The organism is Micrococcus luteus NCTC 2665 (assembly GCF_000023205.1).
GTDB lineage: Bacteria > Actinomycetota > Actinomycetes > Actinomycetales > Micrococcaceae > Micrococcus > Micrococcus luteus.
The window spans coordinates 2,074,592-2,089,284 of record NC_012803.1 but is presented as its reverse complement, the minus strand read 5'-3'; the positions used below and the strand labels follow the sequence as shown (position 1 = coordinate 2,089,284).

Here is a 14,693-nt window from a genome sequence, read left to right as displayed (position 1 = left end):
TGACGCGCCGTGTGAACGCCGGATATGGCCCTCGCCGGTCGACCCCGGCGTGGCCGGCGTTCCCTGCCGTGCAGATGCTGCGTTTGGTGGCCGGAGCCCTCGCCCTGGCTCTCGTCCTGGCCACTGCGGTCCAGGCACAGGCCTCGAGACGGCTCCGGGATCTGGTGGACTCCTCGTGGCGCGGCTCCTACGACCTCGTGGTTTCCGCGCCGGGCGCCGCCCCGAGCCCGGCAGCCTTGGCGGCGCCCTTGGACACCGCCGCGTGGACGAGTTCGGCGGACCGTCTCAGCCTTGCGGACCTCGACCGTATCCGGGCGGTGCCCGGTGTCGAGGTGGCCGCCCCGCTCGGTGATCTCGGCGTGCGCAGCACCACCAACCAGGACGCCGTCATGATCGGGTACCCGGCAGACGGCAGCGTGGAGGGTCCCCACGCGTTCGACCTGGACGCTAGGGTGAGCACGGACGACGGTCTCGGACCCCGCCCCGTGATCGGCATGAATGCCACGCTCATCGGCTCCTTCTCCCACGGCCCGATCCCGGACGCCCGTCCGCTGCTGGACGATCCCGCCGTCTGCAATCCAGCTCCTCCCGAGCCGGGCCCCTGCACGGACGTCGAGCTCCCCACCCTGGCCATGGGACCCCGCGGCGAGACGCCTCCGGCGGCGCAGCGTGAGTCCCCGGCGGGTACGTACTGGGCCGCCCCATGGGCGGAGCCCGACCCGCAGGGGAATCGCATGGTGGTGGTGGACGCGGCTGCCGAGGCGCAGCTGCTGTCCCTCGGCGGGCACCCGGCCGCTGCCGACGCCTTCCGCGTGCTCGCCCAGGCGTCGCCGGCGGCCTCCCTTCCCTCTGTTGTCGACCGGCTTGCTGGGGCCGGGACCGAAGAGGCGGACGCGCTCGTCGAGGCGAAGGACCGGCTCCCCGCCTACCTTCAGAACCTCGCGGATGACGCCGGACGCACGGCGGACTCGCTCACCGCCGTTCCGCTCCTCGCCACGAGCGTGGGCTCCGCGCCCCTGTCCCTCGAGGTGCGCGCCACGCCCTACCCCAAGCCGGTGACGCGACTGGCCATCGAGCAGGCGCCGGTGGATCCCAACAACCCCACCGCGCCCCGCGGCATCCTCGGGACGCCGACGTGGGCGCTGCCCGCCGGAGGGGCCTCCGGGCAGGGGGAGGTCTCCACCTCCGACGTCTCCGGACGGTACGGCGGCCTCGGGCTCGGAGTCACCGTGGTACCCGTGCCAGGGCTGGCCACGGGCCAGGAGCCGATCCTCAGCTATGACTCCCCCCGCCTGTCCCTGGTGCAGGAGACGCGGACTCTGGCCCGACCGCCCTTCGAGGACAGGATCCTCGCCGAGGTCGCCTCCGTGGAGACGGCCTCCGGCACGCTCCCCGGCCGGTCTGACGTCGAGGTCACCCGAGGGGTGCCTGCATCCACGTCCAGGGAGTCCGCGTACTACACGGCCACGGATGACGGCCGCCGGTTCGGCACGGGGGATGCACCGCTGTTGGTCAGCGTGGGCACGATCACCCCTGAGCCGGACGCCGCCCTCGCGGGGATCGCACCGCTGCTCACGGACGTGGAACTACCCACCACCCTGATCGCGGACCCCGACGGAACGCCGAGGGACGTCCGGCTGCGGCCCGCCTCCACCGGGTTCGGCCTCGCCAACCAGATGTCCGCCGCCTACGTGGACGCCGCATCCGCGGGCGCGCTCGGACTAGAGCGGCCCTTCAGCACCGTCCGCGTGCGGGTGGCCGAGGTGGGCCCGGACCTGACCCCCGAGAACCTCGCGACGATCGACGCCGTGGCCCAGCTCCTGCAGGACGCCGGGTTCGCGACGACCACCGTGGCCGCCTCCAGCCTGGCGCCGCGCGAGATGCAGGTGGTGTCCTACCGGTTCGACTCCACGGACGGGGAGCCCCGCACAGGGCCGCTCGGCACCGTGCGGCAGCTCGGCCCGGAGCTCGCCGCATCCCAGCGGGTCTCGGCGGCCGTCGGGACCTCGGGGACCTCCCAGACGATGACCGTGGCGGTCCTGCTGACCGCCCTGGCGGGACTGTGCGTGGCAGCTGCGCTGCCGCCCCGCCGCCGCCGGGCGGGGGTGCTCGCCGTCCAGGGATGGACGCGTGGCGCCACCGTGAACCGCCACCTCCGCGAGGACGCCCCGACACTGCTAGTACTCGCCGCATCCATGGCCGCGCTCGCCGTCGTCGGCACGGTGCCCGGGCGCCTCGGCGTGGCACCGCAGCTGGTGGCCGTGGGCCTCGGGACGACGGCAGGGCTCGCCGCCGCCGTGGCGCTCGCCGCAGTGCTTGCGGCCCGCCCCGCCGCGGCCGCGGTCCGGGAGGGCAGCGACCGGGCGGCATGGCCGGCTCGTACCCCCGCCGCGCTGCTGACCCGGTGGACCGCGCGCACGTGGCCGCGGCTGCTCACGGGGGCCGCATACCGCGCGGCCGTGGCAGTCGGATCTGGACTGCTCATGGCCGTCGTCCTCCAGGCCCGCCGGGAGGCCGGAGCCTCCCTCCTGGCCGGTGTCGCCGTGGCCCAGGACCTGCCGTACCGCCTGGCCGTAGGGGCGTTGGCCGCCGTCGTGGGGATGGCCCTCCTGGTACAGCTGCACCGGGTGGAGGGCCCGCCCGTCCGGGCGGAGGCCACCGTGCTTCTGCTCGCCGGCTGGTCCCGTGCCCGGTTGCTGGGGCGGCACCTGCCCGCCCTGCTCACCCGGCGAGCCCAGCTCGCCCGCGCCTGGAAGGGGCAGCCCGCATGAGAGTGATCGCGCCCGTGCTCACCCTTGACCGCGTGCAGGTCGGCTACCGCCACTCCGACGGCTTTACTCGCGTGCTCATCGAATCCCTGGACCTGACCCTCGCGCCCGGTGACGTCGTGGGGCTGTGGGGCCGCTCCGGCACCGGGAAGTCCTCCCTGATCCGCCACCTCGCCGGGCTGTCGCGGCCATTGGCCGGGCGGATCGCCTACCGCAGCTCCGACGGAACCCTGGAGGGGGAGGTCGCGGACCTCTCGGCCGGGGACCTCGCCCGGTACCGACGCGAGCACCTGGGCTACGTGGACCAGTCCTGCGAACTCATCGGGGAACTCTCCGCGCTCGACAACGCGGGGGTGTGGATCCACGGCGGGCGCCTGGCGGGGTCGGTGCGCGAGGCGCAGGAGACGGTTCGGGGCCAGCTCGAGCGGCTCGGACTGGGGCACCGGCTCGGCATGCCCGCCTGCCGGCTGTCCGGGGGCGAGGCCCAGCGGGTGGCCCTCGTCCGAGCCCTTTCCAAGCGACCGCAGCTGATCGTGGCCGACGAGCCCACCGGTCACCTCGACGGCGTCACGGCGCGTGAGGCCATCGCTCTGCTGCGCGAGCACGCCGATGCCGGGGCAGCGGTACTCGTAGCAAGCCACGACCCTCTCGTCCACGCGGCCGTCGACCGGGCCGTTCGGATCGGGGAGGACTGAGACGCTCAGCGTCGGTCGCGGCCGCGCAGCGCGTCCAGCTGCCGGCGGTCCCGTTTGGTGGGCCGGCCCGCGCCGCGCTCGCGGTACGGCACGGCGAGCAGCTCCCGCGGCACGGGCGGCGGGGAGCGGTCCACATACTGCTGCCGGGCCACGGGGGCACCCACCCGCTTGGCGATCAGCCCCGTGACCTCGAGGATCCGCTCGCGTCCGTCCTGGCGCACCCGCACCCGGTTCCCGACGACGACGGGCGTCGCCGCCTTCACGGGCTCGCCGTCGATGCGCACGTGGCCTGCGCGCACCGCCGCCGTCGCGGCGGACCGGGTCTTGTACAGCCGCACGGCCCACAGCCACGCGTCGATGCGGACGCCGCTCACGCCCGCCCCCTCACGCGAAGCGGGCGCGGATCGCGGCGGCGTGCGCGGGCAGGCGCTCGTCCTCGGCCAGCACGCCGATCCCGTCCGCGACCTCCTCGAGCCCGGTCTCCGTGTAGCAGATGCGCTGCTGCAGGCGCAGGAACGTCACGGTGTTCAGGCCGGAGGAGTGCCGGGCCGTCCCCGAGGTGGGGAGCACGTGGTTGGACCCGGCCGAGTAGTCGCCCAGCGGCACGGGGGCGTGCGGGCCCACGAACACGGCGCCGGCGTTGCGGATGCGCCCCACGAGGGCCTCGGGGTCGCGCGTCTGGATCTCCAGGTGCTCGGTGGCGTAGCGGTCGGAGACCTCCACGGCCTGGTCCATGTCCCGCACCAGCAGCACGCCGGACTGGGGGCCGGTGAGGGCCTCGCGGATCTGGTCCTCGTGGAACGCCCCGGGCACCTGCGCCTCGATCGCCGCCAGCACGTCCCGGAGCAGGTCCTCGGAGTCCGTGATGAGCACGGAGGCGGCCAGCGGGTCGTGCTCGGACTGGCTGATCAGGTCCGCGGCCACCCAGTCGGCGCGGGCGGTGCCGTCCGCGATCACGGCGATCTCGCTCGGCCCGGCCTCGGCGTCCACGCCGATCACGCCCTGCAGGGCGCGCTTCGCGGCGGCCACGTACACGTTGCCGGGCCCCGTCACCAGGTCGACGGGCGCGCAGAGCCACCCGCCGTCGTCGTCCTGGACGCCGTGCGCCAGCATGGCGACGGCCTGGGCGCCGCCGGCCGCGTAGACCTCGTCCACGCCGAGCAGCGCGCACGCGGCGAGCACGGTGGGGTGGGGCAGGCCGCCGTGGTCCCGCTGCGGGGGCGAGGTCACCGCGAGGCTCCCCACGCCGGCCGCCTGCGCGGGCACCACGTTCATCACCACCGAGGAGGGGTACACGGCGCGGCCGCCGGGCACGTACAGGCCCACGCGGCCCACGGGGGTCCAGTGGTTCTCCACGACGGCGCCCTCGCCGAGCTCGACCGTGGAGTCCTGGGGGTGCTGGGCGTCGTGCACGAGCCGGGCCCGGCGGATCGACTCCTCCAGGGCGGCGCGCACCCGAGGGTCGAGCCCGGCCAGGGCGGCCTCGAGCGCCTCCGCGGGCACGCGCAGGGCGGGCGGACGGACGCCGTCGAACCGCTCGGCCAGCTCCAGCAGGGTCTGCTCGCCGCCGTGGCGGACCTGCTCGATGATCGGGGCGACCACCGGCACCACGGAGGACACGTCCACGTTCGCCCGCGGGATGATGCGGGACAGGTCCGCGGTGGCGGTGTCGAGCGGGCGCAGGTCGGTGACGGAGAGCATGGATTCCTCCAGAGGGGCGGCGGCGGGCCGGCGGGACGGGGCGCGACGACGGCCGGGCCCGGACCGCGCGGACGGTCAGGCTCCATTGTGCTCTTCTCCGGGGTGCGTCCGGGGGCGGGTGTCAGACTGTCGTCATGGTCCTCCCCACCCTGCCCGCCCTCGCGACCCCGCCCCTGCTGACCACACTGGACCGCCTCCTGGCGGGCGAGACCGTGCCGAACGGGGTGGAGGGGGACATCCAGGACAGGGCGGCCGCCACCACGCGGGCCTTCGGCGTGGAATGGGGGACGCTGCTGACCGTGCTGATGGTGTTCGCCATCGGCGCGGCGGTCGTGTACCTGGCCCTGCAGGTGGCACGCGTCGTGCTCGTGCGCCGCCCCGCGTTCCAGCACGGCGCCGCGCGGCTGAGTCTGCCGGCCGCCGTCGCCGCCGGCCTGCTGGCCTCCCGGATCTGGCTCGGGGTCATGGCCGAGGAGCAGACCTGGTACCGGCCGGCGTCGTTCCTGATGCTCATCGCCGTGGCCGCCGCGGGCGCGTGGGCCGCGTGGCGCCTGGTCGGCGTGATCGAGGCGGGGATCCTCGGCCGCTACCAGGAGACCGGCGTCGAGCACCGCCGCGAGCGACGCATCCGCACGCAGACCATCCTGTTCCGGCGCATCCTCAACGCGGTGATCGTGGTGGTGGCCGTCGCCGTGGTCCTGCTGGGGGTGCCCGAGGTGCGCTCGCTCGGGGCCGGCCTGCTCGCCTCCGCCGGTGTGATCTCGGTGATCGCCGGCCTGGCCGTGCAGTCCACGCTGACCAACGTGTTCGCCGGCTTCCAGCTCGCCTTCACGGACGCGATCCGGGTGGGCGACGTGGTGGACATGGAGGGCGTGTTCGGCACCGTCGAGGAGATCACCCTGTCCAACGTGGTGCTCTAGCTCTGGGACGGTCGCCGCATGGTCTACCCGTCCTCGCACTTCACCACCCAGCCGTTCGAGAACTGGACGCGGGTGGGCTCCGAGGTCTCCGGCGTCGTGGAGCTGGACGTGGACTGGCGCGTGCCCATGGACGCGCTGCGCGAGCGCCTCGCCCAGCTGCTCGAGTCCACGGACCTGTGGGACGGACGCGAGCACGCGCTGCAGGTGACCGACGCGACCGGCGGCGTCGTGCGCATCCGCGCCGTGGTCTCCGCCCGCAACTCCGGCGACCTCTGGGACCTGCGCTGCCTCGTGCGCGAGGACCTCGTGGCCTTCCTGCGCCACGAGCACCCCGAGGGCATCGTGGTGCAGCGCATGGTGGTCCGGCACCCCGCCCACGACGACGCGGCGCCCGCCTCCGAAGGCTCCGACGCGGGGGCCCGTGGTGGCGACCGGACGGGTGAGCCGGGCCCGGACGGCTCCGGGGTGGCGGCCCGCGAGCCGCGCCCGCGCACCGCCCCGCTGCCGCGCGTCGACGGCGCCGATCCGCGCCCGGACACCCTCACCACACCGCTGACCCGCGTGGGCGACCACTCCGGCCTGTACACCGGCTCGATGACGGCGGTGCAGCGCAACCGCGAACTCGCCGGCCCGGGCGAGGAGGCGTTCGCCGAGCGGCGCGCCCAGCAGGCCAAGCAGGCGGCGGAGGCCGCGGCGGCGGACGAGGCCGGGCGGCGCAGCGGCGCCGGCTCCCTCGCGGACGGCCTCCTCGACGACGCCGTCACGCGCCGCCGTCAGGACGACGAGGACTGAGGCCCGGCGGGAGCGCTCAGCGCTCGAGCGTCGGGTCCTCGGGGTCGACGGGCGTGAGCCGGCGCCGCTCGGCCATCGGCTCGGACGCGGGCAGGCCGTGGGCGGCCGGGTCCGTCTCGGCGACGTGGCTCACGGCCTCGGGCGTGTGGTCCCCGTACTGCCGGTACTCCTTCACGCACAGCACGGGCTGATCGATCTCCTGCAGCAGCTCGTCCGAGACCGAACCCATGACGAACCGGCCGAAGCCGCCGCGGCGGCGCACGCCGATGACCACGATGGACGGGTCCAGCTCCGCGGCCACGTCCTTCATCTCCTCCACCGTGGACCGGCCACGCGCGTACTGGCGGAACTCGGCCGTCACGCCGGAGGCGTCCAACCGGGACTGCACGCCGCGCTGCTGCTCCTCCGTGACGAGGGACTTGGTGCGGTGCTCGCCGCCGGGGCCCGCGTTGACCACCACCACGCGCTCGCCGGTGGAGCGGGCGATGTCCAGGGCGGTGTCCAGAGCGGCGTCCGCGGCCTTCGAGGGGGCGTAGCCGACGAGGATGGTCATGGGGTGCCTCCGCGGGGTCGAGGGGACGGGTCTGAGGTCAGCGTAGTGCGGGCCGGGCCCGCGGCGGAGGGGCTCAGCCCTCGCGCAGGTGGCGCAGGTGCGCGGCCACCGTCTGGACGGCCACGCGGGCCACGGTGCCGGTGAGGCCGGGGTAGATGCGCGGGGCCAGGTCCTCGGGCGTGATCGTCGCCGCCTCGGCCTCGGGCAACGCGGCCAGGGCGGCGCGGATCTGCTCCAGGCGGCCCTCGCGGTGGTGCCGGTAGTCGCGGGCGACGACGTCCAGCGGCTCCGGCACGGGCCCGTGCGCGGGCAGCACCGTGAGCGGGCCCGCCGCCTCGAGGCGGCGCAGGCTGGCCAGGTAGTCGGTGAGGATGCCGTCCGGGTGGTCGAGCATGGTGGTGCCCGAGCCGAGGATGGTGTCGCCCGTGAGGACCGCGCCGTGCGCGCCGGCGTCCGGGACGGCGAACGAGTAGGAGTCCGAGGTGTGGCCCGGGGTGTGCCACGCCAGCACCGGGGTGCCGGCGACGTCGATCCGTTCGTCCGGCGTCAGGACGGCGGCCCCGCCGCGGCACCAGTCCGGGTCCGCGGCCTGCACGGGGGCGCCCGTGGCCGCGTGGAACGCGTCCACCCCGCCGGTGTGGTCGGCGTGCCGGTGCGTCACCAGGATGAGCGCGATCCGGCGCCCCTCGGCCGCCGCACGGACGCGCTCGAGGTGGGCGGCGACGTCGTCCTCCGGGCCCGGGTCCACCACGACGGCCGCGTCCGAGTCCGGTGCGGCGACCACGTACGTGTTGGTGCCCGCGAGGGTCATCGGGGAGGGGTTCTGGGCGGTCACGCAGCGCACCAGCGGGGCGGGCGTGGGGCCGGGTGTGGCGGTGGTCGTCGTCATAGGCTCGAGTGTATGGAGAACCAGCAGACCGGCCAGGCCGCGGACCGCGGCACCATCGACACGCGCGAGGGGCTCACGGGCAATTACGTGCAGTCCGGGGCGGAGTTCACGCGGGACACGAACTACATCGCGGACCGGATCGTGGCGGACCCGGAGGCCGTGCGGGCCCTGCCCGTGGCCGAGCCGTCCACGGTCGGCCGCGTGGGCGGCGGGCTCACCGAGGGGGCGGAGGCGTGGCCCGTCGAGGCGGGCCGCTACCGGCTCGTGGCGGCGCGGGCGTGCCCGTGGGCGAACCGGACGATCATCGTGCGGCGCCTGCTCGGCCTGGAGGACGCGATCTCGCTGGGCACCCCGGGGCCGACCCACGACGAGCGCTCCTGGACCTTCGACCTCGACGAGGGCGGGAAGGACCCCGTGCTCGGCACCGAGCGGATCCAGGAGAACTACTTCACGCGGTTCCCCGACTATCCGCGGGGCATCACGGTGCCGGCGATCGTCGACGTGCCGACGGGCGGCGTCGTGACCAACGACTACCCGCAGATCACCCTCGACCTCTCGACGGAGTGGACCACGTTCCACCGCGACGGCGCCCCGCAGCTGATCCCAGACGCCGGACCGGAGCGGGACGAGATGTTCGAGGTGATCGAGCGCGTGTTCACCGAGGTGAACAACGGCGTGTACCGGTGCGGCTTCGCGGGCTCGCAGGAGGCGTACGACGCCGCGTACGAGCGGCTGTGGGCCGCGATGGACTGGCTCGAGGAGCGCCTGACGACGCGCCGCTTCCTGATGGGGGAGCGGATCACCGAGGCCGACGTGCGGCTGTTCACCACGCTCGTGCGGTTCGACCCCGTGTACCACGGGCACTTCAAGTGCAACCGGAACAAGCTGACCGAGATGCCGGCGCTGTGGGGCTACGCGCGCGACCTGTTCCAGACCCCGGGCTTCGGCGACACGATCGACTTCGCGCAGATCAAGGAGCACTACTACGTGGTCCACGAGGACATCAACCCGACGCGCATCGTGCCCGCGGGCCCGGAGCTGGCGAGCTGGCTGAGCGAGCACGGGCGCGAGGAGTTCGGCGGCGACCCGTGGGGCGGCGGCACCGCACCCGGGCCCGTGCGCGAGGGCGAGCGCGTGGACCCGGAGCACACGCCGCTGCGGTGAGGCCGCCCGGCTCGGCCTGCAACGCGGGTTGAGTTATCGCAGGTCTCGGGCTCGGACACCCGCGATAACTCAACCCGCGTTACCGAGCGGACCGGGTGAGCGTCTGGAGGGCGCGCCGAGGATTGTTGAACAATCCCCCCTCATGCCTCAAGATTGTGTGACCGGCACCTCAGCCGGGCCCGATCCGAGAGGACTCCACTGTGTCTCACGCGCCGCAGATCGACCTGAACTCCGACGTCGGCGAGTCCTTCGGCTCGTGGACGATGGGGGACGACGCCGCCATCATGCCCTCCGTCTCCTCCGCCAACGTCGCGTGCGGCTTCCACGCGGGCGATCCCTCGGGGATCGCCCAGACCTGCCGTGACGCGGTCGCCGCCGGCGTCACGATCGGCGCGCACGTGGGCTACCGCGACCTCGCCGGCTTCGGCCGCCGCTTCCTGGACTGCACGCCCACCGAGCTGGCCGACGACGTCCACTACCAGATCGGCGCCCTCGACGCGCTCGCCCGCGCGGCCGGCGGCCAGGTCCGCTACGTGAAGCCGCACGGCGCCCTCTACAACACGATCGTCCGTCACGAGGCGCACGCCCAGGCCGTCGTCGACGGCGTCAAGGCGTTCGGCTCCGACCTCCCGCTGCTGCTCCTGCCCGGCTCCGTCGCCCTGGACAAGGCGGCCGCCGCGGGGCTGCGCGGCGTCGCCGAGGCCTTCGCGGACCGCGGCTACAACCCGGACGGCACGCTCGTCTCCCGCCGCGAGCCCGGCGCGGTCCTCCACGACGAGGACGCCGTCGCCGCCCGCATGGTGCGCCTGGCCACCGAGGGCGTCGTCACAGCAGTGGACGGCACGGACGTGCGCGTCGACGCCGAGAGCATCTGCCTGCACGGCGACACGCCCGGCGCCGTGGCCATGGCCGCGGCCGTGCGCCGCGCGCTCGAGGGCGCGGGCGTGGCCGTCAAGGCCTTCGCATGAGCGACCCACGTCACTCCGCCACCACACCGCCGGCCCGCCCGATCCGCTGGGTCGGCACACAGGGCTTCCTCGTCGAGTGCGCCTCGCTCGAGGACGTCATGGCCGTCCACGCCCATCTCACGGCCCACCCGGAGCGCGGCCAGCGCCAGGTCATGGCCGCCGCCGCGACCGTCCTGGTGACCTTCACCTCGCAGGCCGCCGCCGAGCATGCCGCACCGCGGGTCAGCACCCTCACCCCGGACGCCGGTGAGTTGACGGGGGGCCGCATCGTCGAGATCCCCGTGGTCTACGACGGTGAGGACCTCGCCGAGGTCGGCCGGCTCACCGGGCTCGGCGTCGACGGCGTCATCCGGGCCCACAGCGAGGCCGACTGGTTCGCCGCGTTCGGCGGCTTCGCGCCGGGGTTCATGTACTGCGCCTCCGAGGCGGCCCCGTTCGAGGCGCCCCGCCGCAGTTCGCCCCGCACGGCCGTCCCCGCGGGCGCCGTCGCCGTCGCCGGGGCCTTCTCCGCCGTCTACCCGCGCACCTCGCCCGGCGGCTGGCAGCTGCTGGGCCACACCACCGCGGCCCTGTGGGACCTCGGCCGCGAGCAGCCCGCCCTGCTGCAGCCCGGCGACCGTGTCCGCTACGTCCCCGTGCGCCCGACGGCGTCCGTCACCTCCGGCACGGACGCGGCGGTCGAGGACACGCCCGCCGACGCCGCGGCCGGCCTCCCGCCCGTGGCCGGCCGCCGCGGTGTCACCGTCGTCGACCCGGGGCTCCTGACCCTGGTCCAGGACCTGGGCCGCCCGGGCCTGGGCGACCTCGGCGTCGTCGCGTCCGGCGCGGCCGACCGGGACGCGGCGCGCCAGGCGAACCGGCTCGTGGGCAACCGCTCACGCGAGGCGGTGCTGGAGACCGTCCTGGGGGGCCTCACCCTCACCGCGCACGGCCACCAGGTGATGGCCCTGGCCGGCGCCGAGGCCGGAGGGACGATTACCGCGGCCGACGGCGCCACGCGCCGGGTGCCCGCCCGCACCCCGTTCGTCGTGCTGGACGGCCAGACGCTGACGGTGGACGAGCCGGCCGGCGGCCTGCGCGTGTACGTGGGCCTCCGGGGCGGGCTCGACGTGCCGCGCGTGCTCGGCAGCCGCTCGACCGACACCCTGTCCGGGCTCGGCCCCGCCCCGCTGGCGGCGGGGGACCGCCTCGCCCGCCGCGTCGGCCCGGATGCGAGGGGCGCCGCCGGCGCCTCGGCCGCGAGCCCGGCCGCCGCCGGCGCCCCCGCCTCGGAGGAGGCCGGCGTCGTGCTGGTGGGGGACCCGGAGACCTCGCTGCGCCCCATGCCCGCGCCCGGACAGGTGGCCGTGCTGCGCGTGGTCCCCGGCCCCCGCGACGACTGGTTCGGCGCGGCGGGCCTGGAGCGCCTGTTCACGCAGGACTGGGATGTGAGCCAGCAGACCGACCGGATCGGGGTGCGCCTCACGGCCCCCGACGGCGGCGCGCCGCTCGAGCGCGTGCGCGAGGGTGAGCTGAAGTCCGAGGGCGCCGTGCGCGGCGCGCTGCAGGTGCCGCCCTCGGGTGAGCCCGTCCTGTTCCTCTCCGACCATCCGGTCACCGGCGGCTACCCGGTGATCGGCGTCGTGGCCCGCGCGGACCTCAGCCTGGCGGCCCAGCTGCCGCCGGGCGCCCGCGTCCGCTTCGTCCCCCATCCCCGCCCCGGCGCCGAGACCGTCGTCGACTCCGCATCGCCCTCCGAGGAGACCCCCGCATGACCACCACCCCCGCCGCCCGCCCCGTCACGCGGGTGCTCATCGCCAACCGCGGCGAGATCGCCGTGCGCGTGGCCCGCGCCGCCCGCGACCACGGCATCGCCTCGATCGCCGTCTACTCGGATCCGGACGCCGACGCCCTGCACGTGGCCGTCGCGGACGAGGCCTTCCACCTGCCGGGCGCGTCCTCGGCGGACACCTACCTGAAGATCGACGCGGTCCTCGACGTCGCCCGCCGCGCCGGCGCCGACGCCGTGCACCCGGGCTACGGCTTCCTCTCCGAGAACGCCGACTTCGCGCAGGCCGTGATCGACGCCGGGATGACCTGGATCGGCCCGTCGCCGGACGCCATCCGCGCCCTCGGCGACAAGATCACCGCCCGCTCCCTCGCCCAGCAGGCGGGCGCCCCGCTCGTGCCGGGCTCGGACGGCCCCGTGCCGGACGCCGCCGCCGCGCGCGCGTTCGCCGAGGAGCACGGCCTGCCGATCGCGATCAAGGCGGCCTTCGGCGGCGGCGGCCGCGGCATCCGCGTGGTGCGTGAGCTCGGCGACGTCGAGGACGCGTTCGAGGCGACCGTCCGCGAGGCCGTGGCCGCATTCGGCCGCGGCGAGTGCTTCGTGGAGCGCTTCCTGGACCGCCCCCGCCACGTGGAGGCCCAAGTCCTCGCCGACGAGCACGGCCACGTGGCCGTGCTCGGCACCCGCGACTGCTCCCTGCAGCGCCGCAACCAGAAGCTCGTGGAGGAGGCCCCGGCGCCGTTCCTCACGGACGAGCAGCGCGAGCGCATCCACACCTCCGCCCGCGAGATCTGCCGCGCCGCCGGGTACACCGGGGCCGGCACGGTCGAGTACCTCGTGGCCCCGGACGGCCTCATCAGCTTCCTGGAGGTGAACACCCGCCTGCAGGTGGAGCATCCGGTCACCGAGGAGGTCTTCGGTGTGGACCTGGTGCGCGAGCAGTTCCGCGTCGCCGCCGGCGAGCCGCTGAGCATCCCCGAGGACCCGACGCCGCGCGGCCACGCCCTCGAGTTCCGCCTCAACGCCGAGGAGCCGGCGTACGGCTTCCTGCCCGTGCCCGGCCCGATCGACGCGTTCGAGGCCCCCACCGGCCCCGGGGTCCGCATGGACTCCGGCGTCCGCACCGGCTCCGTGGTGCCGGGTGAGTACGACTCCCTGCTCGCCAAGCTCATCGTGTGGGGCGAGGACCGCGCCCAGGCCGTCGCCCGCGCCCGCGACGCCCTGGCCGAGCTGCGCATCGACGGCGTGCCCACCGTGGTGCCGTTCCACCGCGCCGTGCTCGAGCAGGACGCCTTCACCTCGGGGGACCGCCTCGGCGTCTACACCACGTGGATCGAGTCCGAGTTCGCCGAGCCGCTGGCCGAGTCCCCCTACCTGGGCGCCGAGGTGCCCGCCGGCGGCCGCACCGCCGTCACCGTGGAGCTGGACGGCCGCGCCGTGCGCCTGGGCCTGCCCGCCGATCTCTACGCGGCCCTCCTCGGAGGCGGCGGTCCGGGTGCCGCGGCCCCGGCCGGCGCCGCGGGCGCCGGGAAGCCCGACGACGACGGCGCCGTGGCCTCGCCGGTCACCGGCACCCTGGCCTCGTGGAAGGTCGAGGACGGCGCCGAGGTGGCCGAGGGCGACACGGTCGCGATCGTCGAGGCGATGAAGATGGAGACGCCGATCCGTGCCCCGCGTGCGGGCCGGATCCAGCTCCTCGTGGCCGAGACCCCGGCCTCGGTGACGCGCGGCCAGGCGATCGCCCGGCTGGGGGCGTGAGGGTGCCGGCGCGCGGCGGTGTCACCGGGGAGGACCTCGCGCCCGGCGCCGGTGACGGGGAGTCCGCCCCGGCGCCGGCTCCCGTGGCCGCGGCCGCGCAGCTGCGGCAGCGGATCGCGGCGGCCGGGCTCGTGCCGGGGGAGCGGCTGGGGGAGGTGGCGCTGGCCGCCGAGCTCCAGGTCAGCCGCAACAGCCTGCGCGAGGCGTTCACCATGCTGGCCTCGGAGGGCCTCGTGGAGCGCCGGCCGCACCGCGGGGTGTTCGTGGCGGCGCCGGGGCCGGAGGACGTGCGCGGGCTGTACCGCACGCGTCGGGTGATCCAGCTCGGCGCCCTCGAGCACGGAGAGCTCACCCCCGGCGCGGCGCGCCACCTGCGCTGTGCCCAGGACCTGCTCTCCGGCGGCCCGGACACCCCCGCGCGGGTCCTGGGCGACGCCAACCATCGCGTCCACGTCGGCATCGTGGACCTGGCCGGCGCCCCCGAGCTCACGCGGCTCATGGCGTCGGTGCAGGCCCGCGTGCGCCTGGCGTTCCATCCGATGGACGAGCAGACGCGCCTGCACGTGCAGTTCGCGGACCGCAACCGGTGGATCGTGGAGCGGCTGCTGGTCGGCGACCTGCCCGCGGTGCACGCCATGTTCGGCGGCTACCTGGACGAGGCGGAGCACTTCGTCCTGGCGCACCTCGCCGCCGCGGGGGACTGATCGCCTCCCCGGG

Annotated in this window: 13 protein-coding genes; 9 read left to right on the top strand and 4 right to left on the bottom strand. The window is 75.4% G+C overall.

The window, feature by feature from the left end; translation table 11 throughout:
* Positions 1–86: 86 nt before the first annotated feature.
* Together MLUT_RS21140 and MLUT_RS21135 are read left to right on the top strand one after the other, a co-directional pair.
* The gene (locus MLUT_RS21140) at positions 87–2,771 is read left to right on the top strand and encodes a hypothetical protein (protein ID WP_012751083.1); all 2,685 of its coding nucleotides are present in this window, start codon (positions 87–89) and stop codon (positions 2,769–2,771) included.
* Positions 2,768–3,463, top strand: coding sequence for an ABC transporter ATP-binding protein (locus tag MLUT_RS21135; RefSeq protein WP_010080181.1), 696 nt, complete (start codon positions 2,768–2,770; stop codon positions 3,461–3,463). Before MLUT_RS21140 ends, MLUT_RS21135 begins: the two co-directional genes overlap by 4 nt.
* 5 nt (positions 3,464–3,468) lie before the next feature.
* Here MLUT_RS21135 and MLUT_RS21130 read toward each other — a convergent pair whose 3' ends face one another.
* Both MLUT_RS21130 and hisD read right to left on the bottom strand, forming a co-directional pair.
* Positions 3,469–3,837 (bottom strand): RNA-binding S4 domain-containing protein, encoded by a 369-nt coding sequence (locus MLUT_RS21130; protein ID WP_010080182.1) that lies wholly within the window; start codon positions 3,835–3,837, stop codon positions 3,469–3,471.
* A gap of 10 nt (positions 3,838–3,847) precedes the next feature.
* Positions 3,848–5,164, bottom strand: coding sequence for a histidinol dehydrogenase (gene hisD / locus MLUT_RS21125; RefSeq protein ID WP_010080183.1), 1,317 nt, complete (start codon positions 5,162–5,164; stop codon positions 3,848–3,850).
* A 134-nt stretch (positions 5,165–5,298) separates the two neighbouring features.
* On the opposite strand from hisD, the gene MLUT_RS23465 reads away from it, so the two are divergent.
* Together MLUT_RS23465 and MLUT_RS23460 are read left to right on the top strand one after the other, a co-directional pair.
* Positions 5,299–6,084: a mechanosensitive ion channel domain-containing protein gene (locus MLUT_RS23465; RefSeq protein WP_051497032.1), complete on the top strand. Its 786-nt coding sequence runs from the start codon at positions 5,299–5,301 to the stop codon at positions 6,082–6,084.
* Positions 6,085–6,102: 18 nt separating this feature from the next.
* Positions 6,103–6,876, top strand: coding sequence for a hypothetical protein (locus tag MLUT_RS23460; protein WP_051497031.1), 774 nt, complete (start codon positions 6,103–6,105; stop codon positions 6,874–6,876).
* Positions 6,877–6,892: 16 nt separating this feature from the next.
* On the opposite strand, the gene MLUT_RS21115 is transcribed toward MLUT_RS23460, so the two are convergent.
* Both MLUT_RS21115 and MLUT_RS21110 read right to left on the bottom strand, forming a co-directional pair.
* Positions 6,893–7,429, bottom strand: a complete 537-nt coding sequence (locus tag MLUT_RS21115) for a universal stress protein (protein ID WP_010080184.1) — start codon at positions 7,427–7,429, stop codon at positions 6,893–6,895.
* A 73-nt stretch (positions 7,430–7,502) separates the two neighbouring features.
* Positions 7,503–8,318, bottom strand: a complete 816-nt coding sequence (locus MLUT_RS21110; protein WP_010080185.1) for an MBL fold metallo-hydrolase — start codon at positions 8,316–8,318, stop codon at positions 7,503–7,505.
* A 12-nt stretch (positions 8,319–8,330) separates the two neighbouring features.
* On the opposite strand from MLUT_RS21110, the gene MLUT_RS21105 reads away from it, so the two are divergent.
* The 5 genes from MLUT_RS21105 to MLUT_RS21085 all read left to right on the top strand — a co-directional run bounded on the left by MLUT_RS21105 (position 8,331) and on the right by MLUT_RS21085 (position 14,680).
* The gene (locus MLUT_RS21105; protein WP_012751082.1) at positions 8,331–9,482 is read left to right on the top strand and encodes a glutathione S-transferase family protein; all 1,152 of its coding nucleotides are present in this window, start codon (positions 8,331–8,333) and stop codon (positions 9,480–9,482) included.
* Between the two features lie 200 nt (positions 9,483–9,682).
* The gene (locus MLUT_RS21100) at positions 9,683–10,450 is read left to right on the top strand and encodes a LamB/YcsF family protein (RefSeq protein ID WP_010080187.1); all 768 of its coding nucleotides are present in this window, start codon (positions 9,683–9,685) and stop codon (positions 10,448–10,450) included.
* On the top strand, positions 10,447–12,204 hold the full coding sequence (locus tag MLUT_RS21095) for a 5-oxoprolinase subunit B/C family protein (protein ID WP_012751081.1): 1,758 nt from the start codon (positions 10,447–10,449) through the stop codon (positions 12,202–12,204). The genes MLUT_RS21100 and MLUT_RS21095 overlap by 4 nt, the downstream gene beginning before the upstream one ends.
* A complete protein-coding gene (locus MLUT_RS21090; protein WP_012751080.1) occupies positions 12,201–13,976 on the top strand; it encodes an acetyl/propionyl/methylcrotonyl-CoA carboxylase subunit alpha in 1,776 nt (591 codons plus the stop codon). Before MLUT_RS21095 ends, MLUT_RS21090 begins: the two co-directional genes overlap by 4 nt.
* Positions 13,973–14,680: a GntR family transcriptional regulator gene (locus MLUT_RS21085; RefSeq protein WP_012751079.1), complete on the top strand. Its 708-nt coding sequence runs from the start codon at positions 13,973–13,975 to the stop codon at positions 14,678–14,680. The genes MLUT_RS21090 and MLUT_RS21085 overlap by 4 nt, the downstream gene beginning before the upstream one ends.
* The last annotated feature ends 13 nt before the right edge of the window (positions 14,681–14,693 follow it).

Coding starts and splice junctions, on each gene's coding strand:
- hisD (WP_010080183.1), bottom strand. CDS start 5,164: ATGCTCTCCGTCACCGACCTGCGCCCGCTCGACACCGCCACCGCGGAC.
- MLUT_RS23460 (WP_051497031.1), top strand. CDS start 6,103: ATGGTCTACCCGTCCTCGCACTTCACCACCCAGCCGTTCGAGAACTGG.
- MLUT_RS21105 (WP_012751082.1), top strand. CDS start 8,331: ATGGAGAACCAGCAGACCGGCCAGGCCGCGGACCGCGGCACCATCGAC.
- MLUT_RS21115 (WP_010080184.1), bottom strand. CDS start 7,429: ATGACCATCCTCGTCGGCTACGCCCCCTCGAAGGCCGCGGACGCCGCT.
- MLUT_RS21095 (WP_012751081.1), top strand. CDS start 10,447: ATGAGCGACCCACGTCACTCCGCCACCACACCGCCGGCCCGCCCGATC.
- MLUT_RS23465 (WP_051497032.1), top strand. CDS start 5,299: ATGGTCCTCCCCACCCTGCCCGCCCTCGCGACCCCGCCCCTGCTGACC.
- MLUT_RS21110 (WP_010080185.1), bottom strand. CDS start 8,318: ATGACGACGACCACCGCCACACCCGGCCCCACGCCCGCCCCGCTGGTG.
- MLUT_RS21090 (WP_012751080.1), top strand. CDS start 12,201: ATGACCACCACCCCCGCCGCCCGCCCCGTCACGCGGGTGCTCATCGCC.
- MLUT_RS21135 (WP_010080181.1), top strand. CDS start 2,768: ATGAGAGTGATCGCGCCCGTGCTCACCCTTGACCGCGTGCAGGTCGGC.